Annotated in this window: 16 protein-coding genes and 1 pseudogene; 6 read left to right on the plus strand and 11 right to left on the minus strand. The window is 68.1% G+C overall.

Features of this window, described 5'->3' with window-relative positions:
• Positions 1 to 6: 6 nt before the first annotated feature.
• From FVO59_RS03760 to FVO59_RS03780, 5 genes are all read right to left on the minus strand, one after another.
• On the minus strand, positions 7 to 897 hold the full coding sequence (locus FVO59_RS03760) for a carbohydrate ABC transporter permease (RefSeq protein ID WP_182254795.1): 891 nt from the start codon (positions 895 to 897) through the stop codon (positions 7 to 9).
• Entirely contained in the window at positions 894 to 1,844 is a 951-nt protein-coding gene (locus FVO59_RS03765; RefSeq protein WP_182254797.1) for a carbohydrate ABC transporter permease, read from the minus strand. The genes FVO59_RS03760 and FVO59_RS03765 overlap by 4 nt, the downstream gene beginning before the upstream one ends.
• 54 nt (positions 1,845 to 1,898) lie before the next feature.
• Positions 1,899 to 3,176 carry an ABC transporter substrate-binding protein gene (locus tag FVO59_RS03770; protein WP_182254799.1) on the minus strand — a complete coding sequence of 426 codons (1,278 nt, stop codon included), beginning with the start codon at positions 3,174 to 3,176 and terminating at the stop codon, positions 1,899 to 1,901.
• A gap of 82 nt (positions 3,177 to 3,258) precedes the next feature.
• Positions 3,259 to 4,866 (minus strand): arylsulfatase, encoded by a 1,608-nt coding sequence (locus FVO59_RS03775; protein ID WP_182254801.1) that lies wholly within the window; start codon positions 4,864 to 4,866, stop codon positions 3,259 to 3,261.
• Between the two features lie 126 nt (positions 4,867 to 4,992).
• A complete protein-coding gene (locus tag FVO59_RS03780; RefSeq protein ID WP_182254803.1) occupies positions 4,993 to 6,003 on the minus strand; it encodes a LacI family DNA-binding transcriptional regulator in 1,011 nt (336 codons plus the stop codon).
• A gap of 189 nt (positions 6,004 to 6,192) precedes the next feature.
• On the opposite strand from FVO59_RS03780, the gene FVO59_RS03785 reads away from it, so the two are divergent.
• Positions 6,193 to 7,011 (plus strand): aldo/keto reductase, encoded by an 819-nt coding sequence (locus FVO59_RS03785; RefSeq protein WP_182254805.1) that lies wholly within the window; start codon positions 6,193 to 6,195, stop codon positions 7,009 to 7,011.
• 62 nt (positions 7,012 to 7,073) lie between these two features.
• On the opposite strand, the gene FVO59_RS03790 is transcribed toward FVO59_RS03785, so the two are convergent.
• The 4 genes and pseudogenes from FVO59_RS03790 to FVO59_RS16240 form a co-directional block, all read right to left on the minus strand.
• On the minus strand, positions 7,074 to 8,264 hold the full coding sequence (locus FVO59_RS03790; RefSeq protein ID WP_182254807.1) for a bifunctional 2-methylcitrate synthase/citrate synthase: 1,191 nt from the start codon (positions 8,262 to 8,264) through the stop codon (positions 7,074 to 7,076).
• Between the two features lie 36 nt (positions 8,265 to 8,300).
• Complete coding sequence (prpB, locus tag FVO59_RS03795) at positions 8,301 to 9,209, minus strand: methylisocitrate lyase (RefSeq protein WP_182256480.1); 909 nt, start codon at positions 9,207 to 9,209, stop codon at positions 8,301 to 8,303.
• Positions 9,209 to 10,735: an MmgE/PrpD family protein gene (locus tag FVO59_RS03800; RefSeq protein ID WP_182254809.1), complete on the minus strand. Its 1,527-nt coding sequence runs from the start codon at positions 10,733 to 10,735 to the stop codon at positions 9,209 to 9,211. The genes prpB and FVO59_RS03800 overlap by 1 nt, the downstream gene beginning before the upstream one ends.
• A gap of 160 nt (positions 10,736 to 10,895) precedes the next feature.
• Positions 10,896 to 11,447: pseudogene (locus FVO59_RS16240) on the minus strand (GntR family transcriptional regulator); the annotation flags it as partial.
• 182 nt (positions 11,448 to 11,629) lie between these two features.
• Between FVO59_RS16240 and FVO59_RS03815 the strand changes: the two are divergent.
• Genes FVO59_RS03815 through FVO59_RS03830 form a run of 4 tightly spaced genes read left to right on the plus strand, consistent with a single transcriptional unit; the run spans position 11,630 to position 13,875 of the window.
• Positions 11,630 to 11,986, plus strand: a complete 357-nt coding sequence (locus FVO59_RS03815; RefSeq protein WP_182254813.1) for a PadR family transcriptional regulator — start codon at positions 11,630 to 11,632, stop codon at positions 11,984 to 11,986.
• A 1-nt stretch (position 11,987) separates the two neighbouring features.
• Positions 11,988 to 12,356, plus strand: a complete 369-nt coding sequence (locus FVO59_RS03820; protein WP_182254815.1) for a DUF1048 domain-containing protein — start codon at positions 11,988 to 11,990, stop codon at positions 12,354 to 12,356.
• Positions 12,353 to 13,111 (plus strand): ABC transporter ATP-binding protein, encoded by a 759-nt coding sequence (locus FVO59_RS03825; protein ID WP_182254817.1) that lies wholly within the window; start codon positions 12,353 to 12,355, stop codon positions 13,109 to 13,111. Before FVO59_RS03820 ends, FVO59_RS03825 begins: the two co-directional genes overlap by 4 nt.
• On the plus strand, positions 13,108 to 13,875 hold the full coding sequence (locus tag FVO59_RS03830) for an ABC transporter permease (RefSeq protein WP_182254819.1): 768 nt from the start codon (positions 13,108 to 13,110) through the stop codon (positions 13,873 to 13,875). Before FVO59_RS03825 ends, FVO59_RS03830 begins: the two co-directional genes overlap by 4 nt.
• A 34-nt stretch (positions 13,876 to 13,909) precedes the next feature.
• On the opposite strand, the gene FVO59_RS03835 is transcribed toward FVO59_RS03830, so the two are convergent.
• Positions 13,910 to 14,923 (minus strand): EamA family transporter, encoded by a 1,014-nt coding sequence (locus FVO59_RS03835; protein ID WP_182254821.1) that lies wholly within the window; start codon positions 14,921 to 14,923, stop codon positions 13,910 to 13,912.
• Positions 14,924 to 14,962: 39 nt separating this feature from the next.
• On the opposite strand from FVO59_RS03835, the gene FVO59_RS03840 reads away from it, so the two are divergent.
• The gene (locus FVO59_RS03840; RefSeq protein ID WP_182254823.1) at positions 14,963 to 15,496 is read left to right on the plus strand and encodes a CGNR zinc finger domain-containing protein; all 534 of its coding nucleotides are present in this window, start codon (positions 14,963 to 14,965) and stop codon (positions 15,494 to 15,496) included.
• Position 15,497: 1 nt separating this feature from the next.
• On the opposite strand, the gene FVO59_RS03845 is transcribed toward FVO59_RS03840, so the two are convergent.
• A complete protein-coding gene (locus FVO59_RS03845) occupies positions 15,498 to 15,857 on the minus strand; it encodes a VOC family protein (RefSeq protein WP_182254825.1) in 360 nt (119 codons plus the stop codon).
• Positions 15,858 to 15,927: the final 70 nt, after the last annotated feature.

Below are 15,927 nucleotides of genomic sequence, written 5' to 3' on the forward strand. Positions count from 1 at the left end.
CGATTCCTATCCCTTCATACCGGTGAGGGCGACGCCCTCGATGAACTTGCGCTGGATGAGCAGGTAGAGCACGACGAGCGGGAGGATCGCCACCAGAGCACCGGCCATCATCACGCTGTACGGCGCGGCACCCGTGGCCGAGCCGGTGAGCAGGGCCAGTCCGGCGGTGAGCGGGCGCACCTCGGAGTCGCTGGTCATGATGAGGGGCCACAGCAGGTCGTTCCAGTTGCCGACGAAGTGGAAGAGCGCCATCGTGAGCAGCGCCGGCTTCGCGTTCGGCAGGATGATCGACCAGAAGATCCTCACTTCGCCGGCGCCGTCGATCCGTGCCGCCGAGTCCAGGTCGCGCGGGAGCGACACGAAGAACTGGCGCAGCAGGAAGATGCCGGCGACGTCGGCTGCTCTGGGGATCACCAGGCCCAGGAACGTGTTCACCCATCCGAGGCCGGAGACCATCTGATAGATCGGGATGAGCAGCGCCTGGAACGGGATCATCATCGTCGCGATGAGGATCGTGAAGATCACCGTCTTGCCGCGGAAGTCGATGCGCGCCAGGGCATACGCCGCGAGCGCGTTCAGGACGAGTGCGCATCCGGTCACCGCGCCGGCGAAGACCAGCGAGTTCCAGGACTGCTGGATCACGGGGAGCCGTTCGGCGAGTTCCACGAAGTTCGCGATCGTGAGCTGCGACGGCACCAGGCTCGGGGGCCAGGAGTTGACCTCGGCCTCCGGCGAGAAGGCGGACAGCGCGACGACGAGGATGGGGAACGCGGTGACGACCGTCAGGGCGATCAGCGCGATCATCACCCCGCCGCGCTGCCAGAGCGATGTGCGAGGGCGTCTGCGGCGTGGGCCGACGGCCGACGTGGTGAGACGCTCGGTCATGGTGACGGTCATTCGAAGTCCTTCTCGCGCTTGGCACCTGCGCGCAGCTGGAACAGGCCGAGGATCAGGGTGATGGTCAGCAGGAGGTACGAGAGCGCGGAGGCGAACCCGAGCTTGAAGTCCCGGAACCCGTCGGTGTAGATGCGGTACACGATCGTCTCGGTGGCGTGGTCCGGACCGCCCTGGGTCATGATGTAGATCTGGTCGAACGCCTGGAACGCCCCGATCAGAGCGAAGATCACCACGAAGGTCATGGTGCCGCTGAGCCCGGGCAGCGTCACCGCGCGGAAGGTGCGCCATGGTCCGGCGCCGTCGAGTCGTGCGGCCTCGTAGAGGTGCTTCGGAACGCCCTGCAGCCCGGCGAGGAAGATGACCATGAAGTATCCGAACGACTTCCAGACCGCGACCGCCGTGACAGCGGGCAGGGCGGTGACCGGGTCGGAGAAGACGTCCTTCATGTTCACGCCGACGCTGCTCAGCCAGTACGGGACGAGGCCGAGGTTGGGGTCGAGCAGGAAGCTCCACGCCAGAGACGCGACCGCCATCGAGATCACGAACGGCAGGAAGATCGCCGTGCGGAAGAACGACCTGAAAGGGATGTCGGTCCGGTTGAGCAGCAGCGCTGCGCACAGGCCGACGATGACCACGGCCGGCGCGTACATCGCAGCGTAGAGCACGGTGTTCAACAGGGCTCGGAGCACGGACGGCGTCGTCAGGGCACGGACGTAGTTGTCGAGCCCCACCCACTCCGCCGTGCCGAATCCGCTCGCGTCGGTGAACGAGGTCCACAGAGCGGTGCCGGCGGGGATGAACACGAACGCGACGATGATGGCGAGGGCCGGCCCCAGAAAGCCCATGGCCGTGAGCAGGCGCCGTCGATCATTGACGCGCAGTTCTCGGCGGCGTCCTCCCAGGGGCGCGGGGGGCCGGTAGGGCTTGGTTCTCGTGACCGTTGACATGGCCGGATCTCCAGGTTCGGGATGAGGGGCGGCTGAGCCGCCCCTCATGGACTGCTATTCGAATTCGGACAGGATGCCGGCGAGCTTGCCGCTCGTCTCGGCGACCGCTCCTGCGATGTCGTCCTCGCCGTGCGTCACCTTCTGCGACAGCGTGTCGAGCTCGGCGTTGACATCGGTCAGTCCTCCGGGCAGGTCGGCCAGACGGATGTACGTGTTCTCGGTGAACGGGAGCATCTCCGCGACGAACGGATTCTCGGCGAGCTCGTCAGCGGTGATGTCGTCGCGATTCGGCGGGTAGTTCCCCTCGAGCGCCCACTCGATCTGGGAGTCGTGCGAGTTGAAGTACCGGAGGAACGCCTGCGCACCCTCGGCGACCCTCTCGTCCTTCGCTCCCTGTGAGGTGAGCCACCAGTAGTTCGCCGCCGCCTGCGCCGCTCGCTTCTCCTCGCCTGCGGGCACCTCGAACACGCCGACATCGAGCCCGACGCTGTCGGCGATGCCGATCATCCAGGGACCGATCACGACCATCGCGGCCTTGCCTGCCTTGAACAGGTCGACGGCCTCCGGAAGCGTGATGTTCGTCGGCCCCCAGTTCTCCGCGTATGCGTCGCGCCACCACTCGAGCGTCTTCACATTCTGCGGAGTGTCGAGCACGACCTCACCGTCGGCGAACACGTCTCCCCCGCCTGCCTCCAGCCAGGTGGGGAGGAAGGTCGTCGCCTTGTCGGCGAGGGAGAGGCCGTAGATCTCGGGCGTTCCGTCACCGTTCTCGTCGACGGTGAGCTTCTTCGCGAGGGCGATCCACTCGTCCTGCGTCTGCGGGAACTCGGTGACGCCCGCCGCAGCGAACATGTCCTTGTTGTACCAGACGGCGAACGGCGCGTACCCCATCGGGACGCCATAGGTCTCGCCGTCGAAGACCGTGTAGTCGACGACGTGCTCGTAGTAGGTCTCGGTCTCGTTCTCCGGATCGTCGTAGAACGACTGCAGCGAGGCGAACACCCCCTGCCGTACGTAGCCCTGCCCCGCGTCGACGCCCTGCACGACGAGGGCGGGACCGTTGCCCGAGGACATCGCCGGCAGCAGCTTGTCGGTGATGACATTCCAGGGGTTCACCTCGATCTTCACCCGGTAGTCGTCCTGCGACTCGTTGAACTCGTCCGCCAGGCGCTGCACGACCTTGCCGTCGGCCTCGGTGAAGCCGTGCCAGACATCGACCGTGACGGGGCCGTCTGATCCCGCGGTGCCCGCTGGAGAGCACGCGACGAGCGCCGTCGCGCCGAAGACGGCAGCGGCCAGGGCCGTACCGCCTCTTCTGAGTGGTGACTTCATTGCTGATCCTCCTTGATAGCGTTCGCCCACCGGTGGGTTGCGGATGGGCCAGGGTTTCCGGGCGTGCCCGGGGTGCAGGTCTTCACGCGGGGCTGTGTCGCCTCCGGCGAGCGGCAGCCTCCAGGATCCGCTGCCGGGGGATCACTCCTACGCGCGCGGCCCAGTCGTCGTAGCGCTGAGCGAGGTCGCGCACGATCTCCGGGTGCACCGGGGAGAGATCGGTCAGCTCGGCGCGATCGCGCCGCATGTCGTGCAGCGCCCACGGCTCGCCGTGTCGACGCACGAGCTTCCAGCGGCCCACGCGCACGGCCGCGTTGCCCTCGTGCTCCCAGAACAGGGGCCGTTCGGGGAGCGCTTCGCCTCCGAACACGGGCGAGAGGCTGATGCCCTCGGGCGCGGGAACCGCGTGCTCGCCCCGTGCGGGAGGGTAGTGGGCGCCCGCGAGCTCCAGGAACGTCGGCAGCAGGTCGACGAGCTGGGCGGGTTCATGACAGATGCGAGGTTCTGTCACCGCGGGCCCAGAGACGATCAGCGGAGTGGAGATGCCGCCCTCGTGCACCCAGTGCTTGTACTCGCGGAACGGTGCAGCCGAGACATTGGCCCATTCCCGCCCGTAGCTCGTGAAAGTGTCCTCCCCGCCCGGCTCCACCTCCGCGCTGTTGGCAAGCCGGACGGGACGCCCGTCGCGGCTCGACCGGGGAACCATCGGCAGCTGCGCGAACGACGGATCTCCGCCTGGAGGCATCTCCTCCTCGCAGGCTCCGTTGTCGGAAAGGAAGACGATGAGCGCATCGTCCAGACGACCCGCCGCGGCGAGAGCGTCGACGATCTCCCCCACGGCCCGGTCCATGGCCGTGACCTGCGCCGCGTACACCTCCATGCGACGGGCCTGCCAGCCCTTGTGGTCCACGTCGTCCCACGCCGGGACCATGCTGTCCCTTGGGCTCAGCAGCTGGTCCTCGGGCAGCAGACCCTGCGCCTGCATGTGCTGCAGTCGCCGCTCCCGAAGCACGTCCCAGCCTTCGTCGAACCGCCCCTCGTAGCGGCTGATCTCGGCCTCTGGCGCGTGGAGGGGCCAATGCGGGGCCGTGAACGCCGCGTAGAGGAACAGCGGCTGGTCGGGCTGCCGGCCTGCATGGTCGGCGATGAAGCCGGCGGCCCGCCTGCCGATGGCCTCGGTGTAGTAGAAGTCGGGATCGTCCCACTCGACGGAGGCGTCGCGTTCGTCCTCGTGGAGCGACACCGGGGTGAAGTACGAGCCGGCGCCTTCGATGGTTCCGAAGACGCGATCGAAGCCCCTTCGGTTGGGCCACGAGCTCGTGGGCGTCTCCATGTCGGCGGACAGGTGCCATTTGCCTGACATGTAGGTGCGGTACCCCGATGCGCCCAGCAGTTCGGCGATCGTGTGGGAGCCCTCGGCGAGATCCCCGGCGTAGCCGTCGGGCCGCTCGTCGCCCGTCAGGATGCCGATGCCCACCTGGTGCGGGTGAAGCCCGGTGAGCAGGCTCGCGCGGGTGGGAGAGCATCGAGGTGAGTTGTAGAACTGGGTGAACCGCACCCCGTCTGCAGCGATCCGATCCAGGACAGGCGTGTCGATGTCTCCGCCGAAGCACCCCAGATCCGAGTAGCCCATGTCGTCGGCGAGGATCAGAACGATGTCGGGACGCCGACCGGAGCGTGCAGCTGTCATTCTCGATCCTCTGTTTTACAACGATGTACAAGAAGAAGATATGCGCTTGCCTCGCGCGCGTCAAGCGATTTCTCTAACGATGTAGAAGCGCGTCGGCTTCACCGTCGCACCGCGCCCTGATCGCGATCAGCGCGGAGCGGACTCGCGTTCGATGATGCTGAAGTCCGCGAGCAGGGTGCGCGGCCCGTCGAGCCCGCCGCCCTGCGCGATGCGATCGCACAGCGCGGTCACCGCTGTGCTCGCGATCCAGGAGCGACCGGGGTCGACCGTGGTCAGCGATGGGATCGAGTACGCGGCCTCGTCCAGCCCGTCGAAGCCGACGACGGCGACGTCGTCGGGCACATGCCGCCCGGCCTCCTGCAGCACGCGCATCGCACCCAGGGCGAGAGTGTCGTTCAACCCGAACACCGCGTCGAACGGGCCTCCGCGCTCGAGCAGTTCATGCATCGAACGCGCGCCGTTCGCACGGTGCCAGAGCGTCGTATAGCCGACGATGCTCTCGTCGAAGGGGATGCCTGCCGCCTCGAGCGCTTCCCGATACCCTCTCAGCCGCAATCCCGCCGAGCCGATCACCTCGCCCTCATGGGCGCCGACGACCGCGATCCTCCGGCGCCCCGATGCGATCAGGTACTCCGTCGCAGCCCGTGCGGCCTCCACGTTGCGCATGGTGACGTGATCGGTGGGGCCGTCGAAGATGCGCTCGCCGAGCAGGACCATCGGATACGGCACATCGAGAGCCGCGACGTCCTCCTGCCCCATGCCCAAGGGGCTGAAGATCAGCCCGTCGGTGAGCTTGAGCCTCGGGCTGCGCAGAAGCTCGAGCTCGCGCCCGCGGTCGCCTCCCGTCTGCTCGACGAGCACCACGACTCCGGCCGCCTCGGCCTCGTGGATGAGCTGGGCGGCGAGCTCGCCGAAGTACGCCAGCCCGAGATCGGGCACGGCGAGCGCGATCGCACCCGTTCGACCCGACCGAAGGTTGCGCGCGGTCAGATTGGGCGTGTACCCGAGCTGGGCGATGGCCGCTTCGACTTTCGCCCTCGTCGTGGGGCGGATGTGCGGGTAGTCGTTGATGACGTTCGAGACCGTCTTGATCGACACGCCGGCCACCTTCGCCACGTCATGCAGAGTCGCCGCCACTTGGTCCCCCAATCTCGTCGCCAACTCTACAACGTTGCACTCGCCGGATGTCGACCGAGCGCCGACGACCGCTCAGGGGACGACCGCTCACGGGACGACCACTCACGGACGACCGCTCACGGACGACCGCTCAGGATCGCCGCCACGCGCCCGACCCTCGTCCGGCACGGCACGTGTCAGGATGTCGGCATGCCCGCAACCCTCGACCTGAACGACGGCACCCGCCTGCCCTCCGTGGGCCTCGGCCTCTACAAGGTGCCGATCGCGCAGACGTCCGAGGTGACCCTCGCGGGCATCGAAGCCGGCTACCGGCTGATCGACGGCGCCAGCTTCTACGGCAACGAGCGCGAGCTGGGCGAGGCGATCCGATCATCAGGGCGCCGTGACGATCTGCTCGTGGCCTCGAAGTTCTGGGGCGATCCCGTGCAGAGCCGCGCGCAGGCGCTCGAGGACTTCGCCGAGACCGAGCGCGAGCTGGGCATCGGCCCGCTCGATCTGTACCTGATCCACTGGCCGCGCTCCTCGCGCGGCGCATTCGTCGACGTCTGGCGCGGGTTCATCGAGCTGCAGCAGCAGGGACGCGTGCGCACGATCGGCGTCGCCAACTTCGAGGCGGACGATCTGCGTCGCCTGATCGACGAGACAGGTGTCGTGCCCGCACTCAACCAGGTGGAGTCGCATCCGTGGCTGCCGCAGCACGCCCTGCGTTCCTTCCACGACGAGCATGGCATCGTCACGCAGGCGTGGAGCCCCCTCGGCCGAGGCCGGCTGCTCGACGACCCGACCCTCGTGCGCATCGCAGCGAAGCACGCCGTCTCGGTGGCCCAGATCGTGCTTCGGTGGCACCTGCAGCTGGGCGGAGCCGCGGTCGTCAAGTCGGTGCATCCCGAGCGGCTGCGTCAGAATCTCGACCTCGACGGCTTCGAGCTCGACGACGATGATCTCGCCACGATCGCCGCGCTCGAATCCGGCCAGCGCACCGGCACCCACCCCCGCGATCGCCAGTAGCTCGGCCCCGCCCGCGCCCCACCGTGCCGAGAAGCCACGACGAGGCGAGGGAGGGATGCCGGTCAGCCGGCGGCCTCCTCGGGGCGCTCCTGCACCTCGATCGCGGCGGTGTCGGGCTGGTATGCCTCGATGTGCCGCTCGTCGACGCCGTTGTACGCCGACAATGGGCGGATCAGCGCGTTCGAGGCCTGCTGCTCGCGGATGTGCGCCGTCCAGCCGACGATGCGCGCGGCGATGAACAGCGGCGTGAACGTGAGGGTGTCGTAGCCGATCAGGTTGTAGGCCGGCCCCGATGGATAGTCGAGATTCGGGTAGATGCCCTTGCGCTCGACGAACTCGCTCTCGAGCTTCTCGTACAGCTCGGCGACGTCGGGCCGGTCGTAGTGCTCGACCAGCGTGTCGAGGGCCGCCTTCATCGTCGGCACGCGCGAGTCGCCGCGCTTGTACACCCGGTGACCGAAGCCCATGATCTTGCGCTTCTCGGCGAGTGCGGCGTCGAGCCACTCCTCGACGCGGTCGGCCGAGCCGATCTCGTCGAAGATGTGCATGACGGCCTCGTTGGCGCCGCCGTGCAGCGGGCCCTTGAGGGCGCCGATCGCGCCGACGACCGCCGAGTACAGGTCGCTCAGGGTCGACGTGATCACGCGGGCGGTGAAGGTCGAGGCGTTGAACGAGTGCTCTGCGTACAGGATCATCGATCGGTTGAACGCGTCGACCACGGCCTCGTGCGGCTCCTCGCCGAACGTGAGCCAGAGGAAGTTCGCGGCGTAGTCGAGGTCGTCGCGCGACTCGACGATCTCCTGTCCGCGGCGGCGGCGCTGCCCGTAGGAGACGATGGCCGGCAGCACGGCGAACAGCTGCAGGCTGCGCTGCAGGTTCTGCTCGGGAGTGCCGACGGCGTCGAGCACATTGCCTGTACCCGCGGTCTCGAATGCGCCGATCACGCTGACCGCCGTGCGCACCTCGTCCATGGGGTGCGAGTCGAGCGGCAGGGCGTCGATCGCTGCTTTGACCTCAGGGGTCAGCGCGCGGTGCGCGCGCTCGGTCGCGCGGAACTCCGCCAGCTGCGACGCCGAGGGCAGCTCACCGTGCCAGAGCAGGTAGGCGACCGCCTCGAACGACTGCGTCGCCGCCAGCTCCTGCACGGGGTACCCGCGGTACAGCAGGCTGTTGGTCTCGGGGTTCACCTTGCTGATCGCCGTCACATCGGCGACGACACCCGCGAGGCCCTTCCTGATCTCTGAGTCAGTCATGCTGTGCTCCTTTGCGTTTCGACGCGCTTCGCTTGCTCAACGACCGGATCGGTCGACGGTGAAGGTGAAGATTCCGGAATCGAAGTGGTTGTACGACTCGTAGTCGATCAGATCATAGAGATCGGCGCGATGCTGCATCTCGCCGAGCTTCGAGGTCAGGTGCCCCTCGTCGCTCAGCGTATCGAGTGCGCGTCCCGCCGCCCCCATCGCGATGCGCAGCAGCGACACCGGCCAGATCACGATGTTCACGCCGACAGCGCGCAGCTGGTCGACCGAGAACAGGTCCGACTTCCCGAACTCGGTCATGTTCGCGAGGATCGGCACGTCAACGGCATCCCGGATCGCGGCGAACTCCTCGAGCGACCGCATCGCCTCAGGGAAGATCGCGTCTGCACCGGCATCCACCAGCGCCTTCGCGCGGTCCTTCGCCGCCTCGAGACCGTCGACGGCGGCGATGTCGGTGCGAGCCATGATGAGGAAGTTCCCGTCGCGACGCGCGTCGACCGCGGCCCGGATGCGCTTGACCGCCGTATCGGAGTCGACGACCGACTTGCCGTCGAGATGGCCGCAGCGCTTCGGGTTGATCTGGTCCTCGATGTGCGCACCGGCGAGCCCGGCGTCCTCGAGGGTCTGGATGGTGCGGGCGACGTTCATCGGCTCGCCGAATCCGGTGTCGGCGTCGATGATCGCGGGCAGGTCGGTCATCCGGGCGATCTGCTGCCCGCGTCCGGCGACCTCGGTGAGCGTGGTCAGCCCGATGTCGGGCAGGCCGAGGTCGGCCGACAGCACGGCGCCCGAGATGTAGACCCCCTCGAAGCCCTTCTGCTCGATGAGCCGCGCGCTCAGCGGGTTGAATGCACCGGGGAAGCGCAGCAGCTCCCCTGTGGCGAGACGTTCGCGGAACGCGCGGCGCTTCTCATGTGCGGGTGTGGTGGAGTACAGCATCAGAAGAGGCCCTTCGGGGCGTCGGCGGATGCCAGGATGCCGGACTTCGCGACGATCGAGAGCTGCTGCACCTCGTCGGCCGTGAGCTCGGGAAGCCGCTGGACCAGGTCGAGGAAGCGGTCGATCTCGGCGGCGTCGAGCACGGGCTCTGCGAGGATGCGGAACTTGCGGATGTAGTTCTCGCGCGCGAAGGGACGCGCGCCCAGCGGGTGCGCGTCGGCGACGGCGATCTCGTCCACCACGGTGGTGCCGTCGCTCAGGGTGATCTCCACCCGGCCGCCGAACGCCTTCTCCGCGGGGTCGACGGAGTGGTAGCGGCGCGTCCACTCGGCGTCTTCCGCGGTGGTGATCTTGTTCCACAGTTCGACGGTGTCGGCACGGCCGGCACGCTCGGGCGTGTACGAGTCGACGTGGTGCCAGGTGCCGTCCTGCAGCGCCACCGCCAGGATGTACGGGATCGAGTGGTCGAGCGTCTCGCGAGAGGCCGTGGGGTCGTACTTCTGCGGATCGTTCGCACCCGAGCCGATCACGTTGTGGGTGTGATGGCTGGTGTGCAGCACGATCGACTCGATGTTGGCCGGATCGCGAAGCTCGGGACGCTCGGTGCCCAGGCGACGGGCGAGATCGATGATCGCCTGCGCCTGGTACTCGGCCGAGTGCTCCTTGGTGTAGGTGTCGAGGATCGCGCGCTTGGGCTCGCCTGCGGCGGGCAGCGGCACCTCGTACGAGGCGTCCTTCCCGTCGAGCATCCAGGCGATCACGCCGTCTTCGCCCTCGTAGATCGGCGACGGCGAGGTCTGTCCGCGCATGGCGCGGTCGACGGCCTCGACGGCCATCTTGCCTGCGAAGGCGGGGGCGTGCGCCTTCCACGTCGAGATCTCGCCCTTGCGGCTCTGGCGGGTGGCGGTGGTGGTGTGCAGCGCCTGGCCGATGGCCTGGTAGATGGTCTCGGCGTCGAGGCCGAGCAGGGTGCCGATGCCTGCCGCCGCCGACGGGCCGAGGTGGGCGACGTGGTCGATCTTGTGCTTGTGCAGCGAGATGGCCTTGACCAGGTCGACCTGGATCTCGTAGCCGGTGGCGAGGGCGCGCACCAGGGCACTGCCGTCGGATCCGACATGCTGGGCGACGGCGACGATCGGGGGGATGTTGTCGCCGGGGTGCGAGTACTCGGCGGCGAGGAACGTGTCGTGGTAGTCGAGCTCGCGCACGGCGACGCCGTTCGCCCACGCGGCCCATTCGGGGCTCGTGCGCTCGTCGAGCGCGCAGCCGAACACCGTGGCGCCCCTGCCCCCTGTCGAGACGGGGTGGCTGAACGCCTGCGCCCTGGCTGCGTTGATGGGGGCTCGGGTGAGGGATGCCGCAGCGACCGACGCGTTGTCGATGATGCGGTTGATGATCATGTCGACGACCTCGGGCTCGACCTCGACGGGGTCCACGGCGACCTGCGCGATCTTCCAGGCCAGCTGCTCCTCGCGGGGCAGCTCCTCTTCCGAGCGGTAGACGCGGACGTGGTGGTTGACGGTCATCTTGTTCCTTCCGTCGGGGCTGGCCCCCGGTCGTTGAGCGAGCGAAGCGAGGCGAAAGGGCGTCCGCGTCGAGACTTTCGAGGATGCTCTCCAGAGCGTTGTGGAGGTGGACGTGAGTGGCGTGCGCGGCCAGGTCGGCGTCGCGGGATGCCAGTGCGCGGGCGATCAGCCGATGCTCGGCCGCCGACGCGGCGAGGCGCTCGGGCTTGTCGCGGGCCATGCGCCGCACGCGGACCAGGTGGGCTCGGACGGTGCGCAGCGCGGAGCTGAGGTAGTCGTTGGCGACGGCGGCGTCGAGCTCGGCGTCCAGTCGGGCGATCAGAGCGTAGTAGGCGTCACGACCCTCGGCAGGTGCGAGATCGACGTGGCCGAACTCGTCGGCGAGGGCGGCGAACGCCATGGCATCCCCGCGCTGAGCGGCGAGACGGGCTGAGGTCTCCTCGAGAGCCCGCCGGATCTCGAACAGGGCGCGGATGTCGTCGGCATCCAGCCCGGCGACGACCGTGACGCGCGGCGACTGCTGCACGACGAGCCCGTCGGCAGCGAGCCGTCGAAGCGCCTCCCGCAGCGGCGTGCGACTGACCCCGAGGCGCTCGGCCTGCTCCACTTCGGCGAGGACCGTGCCTGCGGCGAGAGCCCCGGATTGGATCTCATCGAGCAGCCTCGTGTACGCGCGATCCCCGGCGCGGATCCGGTCGACGACGGTGCTCATGCACCCAGCGTATACACAAATGCGCCTTCACGCGACGATTCATGCATATGAATGACCTTGCGTATACATAAAGTTTCTCATCTTCCCCCTTGCGCTCCTAGTACTCAGTGTTACTATGTACTGGTAGTCAGCAACACTGAGTACCAGTAGCAAGCATCACTGAGTAGTGGAAGGAGGCCGTGATGGGCAAGCAGATGACCGAGATGCTCAAGGGCACGCTCGAGGGCATCGTCCTCGCTCTGCTCGCGGGGGCTCCCGCGTACGGATACGAGATCACCACGCAGCTTCGCGAGCGGGGCTTCGTCGAGATCGCCGAGGGCACGGTGTATGCGCTTCTCGTGCGCATCGAGCAGAAGGGCCTCGTCGACGTCGAGAAGGTGCCAAGCGAGAAGGGACCGCCGCGCAAGGTGTTCACGCTGAACGCCAATGGCGCGGTGGAGCTCGACGAGTTCTGGAGCACCTGGTCCTTCCTCGCCGAGCGGATCGACCAGCTCCGCTCCCCCCAGATCGACCGAACCGACTCCGAAGGAGACAACTGACATGGCATTGAAGTGGATCGAAGCGCTCACCGGGCCGCTCGAGCAGAAGAAGCAGTACCGACAGGACAAGGCACGCCTCGAGGGGCTTCCCGAGCCGTACGCGAGCGCGGCCAAGGCGATGCACCGCTACCTGCTGAACACCAGCGGCATCGTCGACGGGGACATCATCATCCGAATGCTCACCGATCTGACCGACCTGTGGGAGACCGCGGCCGTCGACAGCACCCCGGTGCGGAGCATCGTCGGAGACGATCCGGCCGACTTCGCCGACACATTCGCGAAGGCGTATGCGGCCAAGGAGTGGCAGGACAAGGAGCGTGCACGCTTCACGAAGGCGATCGACGAAGCGGCCGAGAAGGAGGAGTCGTGAGCGAGAACGCGATCCGCGTCCGCGGCATCCGCAAGTCGTACGGCGATCTGCCCGTGTTGCGCGGGGTCGACCTCGACGTCGAACGGGGCAGCATCTTCGCCCTGCTCGGCTCGAACGGCGCAGGCAAGACGACGCTGGTCCGCATCCTCTCGACCCTGCTGCCCGCCGACGGCGGCTCGGCGTCCGTCGGCGGGTTCGACGTGAAATCCGAACCGCTCAGGGTGCGCGAGGCGATCAGCCTGACCGGGCAGTTCGCCGCGGTCGACGAGATCCTCACGGGGCGCGAGAACCTCGCGCTCGTGGCGAAGCTGCGCCACCTGCCCGATCCGGGTGCGGTGGCGGATGCCCTGCTCGCCCGGTTCCGGCTGACGGATGCCGGCGGTCGCCGGGCGGGGACGTACTCCGGCGGCATGCGCCGGCGCCTCGACATCGCGATGAGCCTGGTGGGCGACCCCGAGGTGATCTTCCTCGACGAGCCGACCACCGGTCTCGATCCCGAGGCGCGCATCGAGGTGTGGAACGTGGTGAAGGAGCTGGCAGGGTCGGGCCGCACCGTGCTGCTGACCACGCAGTACCTCGACGAGGCCGAGCAGCTCGCCGACCGCATCGCGATCCTGCACGAGGGCGGCATCATCGCCGACGGAACCCTCGCCGACCTGAAGGGCCTGCTGCCGGCGGCGAAGGTCGAGTACATCGAGAAGCAGCCCACTCTCGAGGAGATCTTCCTCGCAGTCACCAGGAGGGACGCAGCATGAGCACCCACGCATTGGCAGACACCGCCACCCTGACCGGTCGGTCGCTGCGACACATCTTCCGCAGCCCCGACACGATCATCACCACCGCGGTCACCCCGATCGCACTGCTGCTGCTGTTCACGTTCGTGTTCGGCGGCGCGCTGCGCCAGAGCATCGGCGACGCCAGCTACATCGACTATCTGCTCCCCGGCATCCTGCTCATCGCGATCGCGTCGGGAATCGCCTACACGGCCTTCCGGCTGTTCACCGACCTGCAGGGCGGCATCTTCGAGCGATTCCACTCCATGCCGATCTCACGGTCGAGCGTGCTGTGGGCGCACGTGCTCACCTCGATGGTCGCGAACGGCGTCACCGTCGCGATCATCCTCGGCGTCGGGTTCGCGATGGGATTCCGCACCTCCGCCGGCGTGCTCGAGTGGCTCGCGGTGCTGGGCATCCTGGCGCTGTTCACCCTCGCCCTCACCTGGCTCGCGGTGATCGCGGGGCTTTCGGCGAAGACGGTCGACGGAGCGAGCGCGTTCTCGTACCCGCTGATCTTCCTGCCGTTCATCAGCTCGGCGTTCGTTCCGACGGAGACCATGCCGGGACCGGTGCGCTGGTTCGCCGAGAACCAGCCGGTCACCTCGATCGTGAACTCGATCCAGGCGCTGTTCGCCGGGCGACCGGTGGGTTCGGAGATCTGGATCGCGCTGGCCTGGTGCGTCGGGATCCTCGTCGTCGCGTATCTGTTCGCGATGCGCGCGTATCGCCGCCGGATCGCCTGAGCCCCGGCGCGGTCGCCGCTGCAGCCGCGTCGGCTCAGACGGCGGCCGGGAGCCGATCGGCCTCGGGCCGGTCGGCTTCAGGCTGCGCCGGATGCTGCGGCGCCGTCACCTCGGCCTCGCCGAGCTTCACGATGATGACGCCGGCGAGCACCAGCATCCCGCCGATCGCCTGCACCGGCCCAGGCACCTGCCCGAGCATCAGCCAGCCGAACACCATCGCCGCGACCACCTCGGACAGGGCGACGAACGACGCCAGCCGCGAGCCGAGGATGCGGGTCGAGGCGATGCCGAGGCCGTAGGCGAGCGCGGTCGCGATGACGCCCACCGCGATCACGGGCACGAACCAGGGCACGGTGATCAGCCGGAACTCGACGTCGGCGGTGGTCCATTCGAAGGGCAGCACGCCGACGACGGCGGCGATGGTGAGGCCGGCCGAGCCGATCAGCAGGCCGAGGCCTGCGAGCGCGATGGGCGGCAGGCCGGTGTCGCCGCGGCCGGAGAGCACGAAGTAGGTCGCGGCGCCGACCATCGCGCCGAGCGCGAAGAGGATCCCGCCGATGTTCACCTCGCCGCCGGTGAGCACGTCGAGCATGAGCACGAGCCCGACGAACGCGATCGCGGCGCCGATGATGCTGCGCCGGCTCGGCGTCTCGCCACGACGAACCCACAGCCAGAGGATGACGGCGATGGGGGCGGTGTACTCGATGAGCAGGGCGATGCCGACATCCATCACGGCGACCGCCTGAAAGTAGCAGAGCTGTGCGGTGGTGACCGCCAGCAGTCCGTACATAACGATCATCCCCGCGTTCTTGCGCACCATGGACCACCGACCGCGCAACGCGATCAGGGTGGGCACGAGAAGCACCAGCGCGGCGACCCACATGCGCACGGTGACCGCCGCGCCGGGTGTCCAGCCGGCGTCGATCAGGCCGCGGGCGAAGACGCCCGAGGTGCCGAAGGACAGAGCGGCGGCGAGCGCGAAGAGCAGCCCGACGTTCACTCCGCGGCGCGGGGCCGGCAGGCGGATGTCATCGACGACTGTGCTCATGAGATGTGACACTACGCCTGCGGGATGTAAGGTGTCAACATGATCTTCACCGATGACACGGAAGACACCCTCCGGTCCGCCGTCTGGCTGGTGAACTCGGCGGAGGATCCGGACACCCTGACGACCATCGCCGACGAGCGGGCGTTCCTCTCGCTGTTCCCCTACACGGGGCGCATCGACCGCGACGCGGCAGAGGTCGCCGCACTGCGCGAGCTGCGAGCGCGGCTGCGCAGGATGCTGCTCGCGCCCCGAGACGAGATGGTCGCCGAGGTCAACTCGGCCCTGGCCGAGAGCACGCTCGCACCGCAGCTGCGCCGGCACGACGGCATCGACTGGCACCTGCACGCGGTCGACGACGAGCAGCCCTTCGCCGAGCGCATCCTGATCGAGACGGCCATGGCCCTCATCGACGTCATCCGCGCAGACGAGGGCAGCCGCATCGCCGTATGCGATGACAGCGAGTGCCAGGCCGTGGCGCTCGACCTGTCGCGCAACCGGTCGAAGCGCTACTGCTCGACCACCTGCGCGAACCGCAACGCGGTCGCCGCGTACCGGGCGCGGCGCGCGCGCTGATTCAGCCGACGACCCCCTCGAAGAGGCCGATGCTGTTGCCGTCGAGGTCGGAGATCACCGCCCACGCGCTCGTGTCGGTGATGGGCTGCTTCTCCATCAGCACGGTCGCACCGGCATCCTTCGCGGCCGCGATCGTCTCATCGATCGAGTCCACCTCGACGTACGACCGCGGCTGGGTGAAACCCTCGTCGCGCGGAGCGAGCCCTCCGCCCGAGATGCCGTTCGGCGCCTGCCACATCGGATACCCCTCGAAGCCGGGCATCTCGGCGATGTTCCAGCCGAACAGCCGGCTGTAGAACGCGGTCGAGGCAGCCATGTCGCTGACCGGGATGTCGATGTGGGTGATGTCTCCGTGAGCCATTGTGCGTTCCCTTCGTGAAGGTGTCCACGACGAGTCTGCGCTCGCGGTACGGCGCAGACAAGAGCATCCC

Origin of the sequence: Microbacterium esteraromaticum (genome assembly GCF_014084045.1) — a bacterium.
Classification (GTDB): Bacteria; Actinomycetota; Actinomycetes; order Actinomycetales; family Microbacteriaceae; genus Microbacterium; species Microbacterium esteraromaticum_D.

Bases quoted from the DNA above. Each gene is read 5' to 3' on its own strand.
- FVO59_RS03815 (WP_182254813.1), top strand. From the start codon at position 11,630: ATGGGCAAGCAGATGACCGAGATGCTCAAGGGCACGCTCGAGGGCATC.
- FVO59_RS03765 (WP_182254797.1), bottom strand. From the start codon at position 1,844: ATGTCAACGGTCACGAGAACCAAGCCCTACCGGCCCCCCGCGCCCCTG.
- FVO59_RS03800 (WP_182254809.1), bottom strand. From the start codon at position 10,735: ATGACCGTCAACCACCACGTCCGCGTCTACCGCTCGGAAGAGGAGCTG.
- FVO59_RS03770 (WP_182254799.1), bottom strand. From the start codon at position 3,176: ATGAAGTCACCACTCAGAAGAGGCGGTACGGCCCTGGCCGCTGCCGTC.
- FVO59_RS03835 (WP_182254821.1), bottom strand. From the start codon at position 14,923: ATGAGCACAGTCGTCGATGACATCCGCCTGCCGGCCCCGCGCCGCGGA.
- FVO59_RS03775 (WP_182254801.1), bottom strand. From the start codon at position 4,866: ATGACAGCTGCACGCTCCGGTCGGCGTCCCGACATCGTTCTGATCCTC.
- FVO59_RS03820 (WP_182254815.1), top strand. From the start codon at position 11,988: ATGGCATTGAAGTGGATCGAAGCGCTCACCGGGCCGCTCGAGCAGAAG.
- FVO59_RS03785 (WP_182254805.1), top strand. From the start codon at position 6,193: ATGCCCGCAACCCTCGACCTGAACGACGGCACCCGCCTGCCCTCCGTG.
- FVO59_RS03845 (WP_182254825.1), bottom strand. From the start codon at position 15,857: ATGGCTCACGGAGACATCACCCACATCGACATCCCGGTCAGCGACATG.
- FVO59_RS03790 (WP_182254807.1), bottom strand. From the start codon at position 8,264: ATGACTGACTCAGAGATCAGGAAGGGCCTCGCGGGTGTCGTCGCCGAT.
- FVO59_RS03830 (WP_182254819.1), top strand. From the start codon at position 13,108: ATGAGCACCCACGCATTGGCAGACACCGCCACCCTGACCGGTCGGTCG.
- prpB (WP_182256480.1), bottom strand. From the start codon at position 9,209: ATGCTGTACTCCACCACACCCGCACATGAGAAGCGCCGCGCGTTCCGC.
- FVO59_RS03760 (WP_182254795.1), bottom strand. From the start codon at position 897: ATGACCGTCACCATGACCGAGCGTCTCACCACGTCGGCCGTCGGCCCA.
- FVO59_RS03840 (WP_182254823.1), top strand. From the start codon at position 14,963: ATGATCTTCACCGATGACACGGAAGACACCCTCCGGTCCGCCGTCTGG.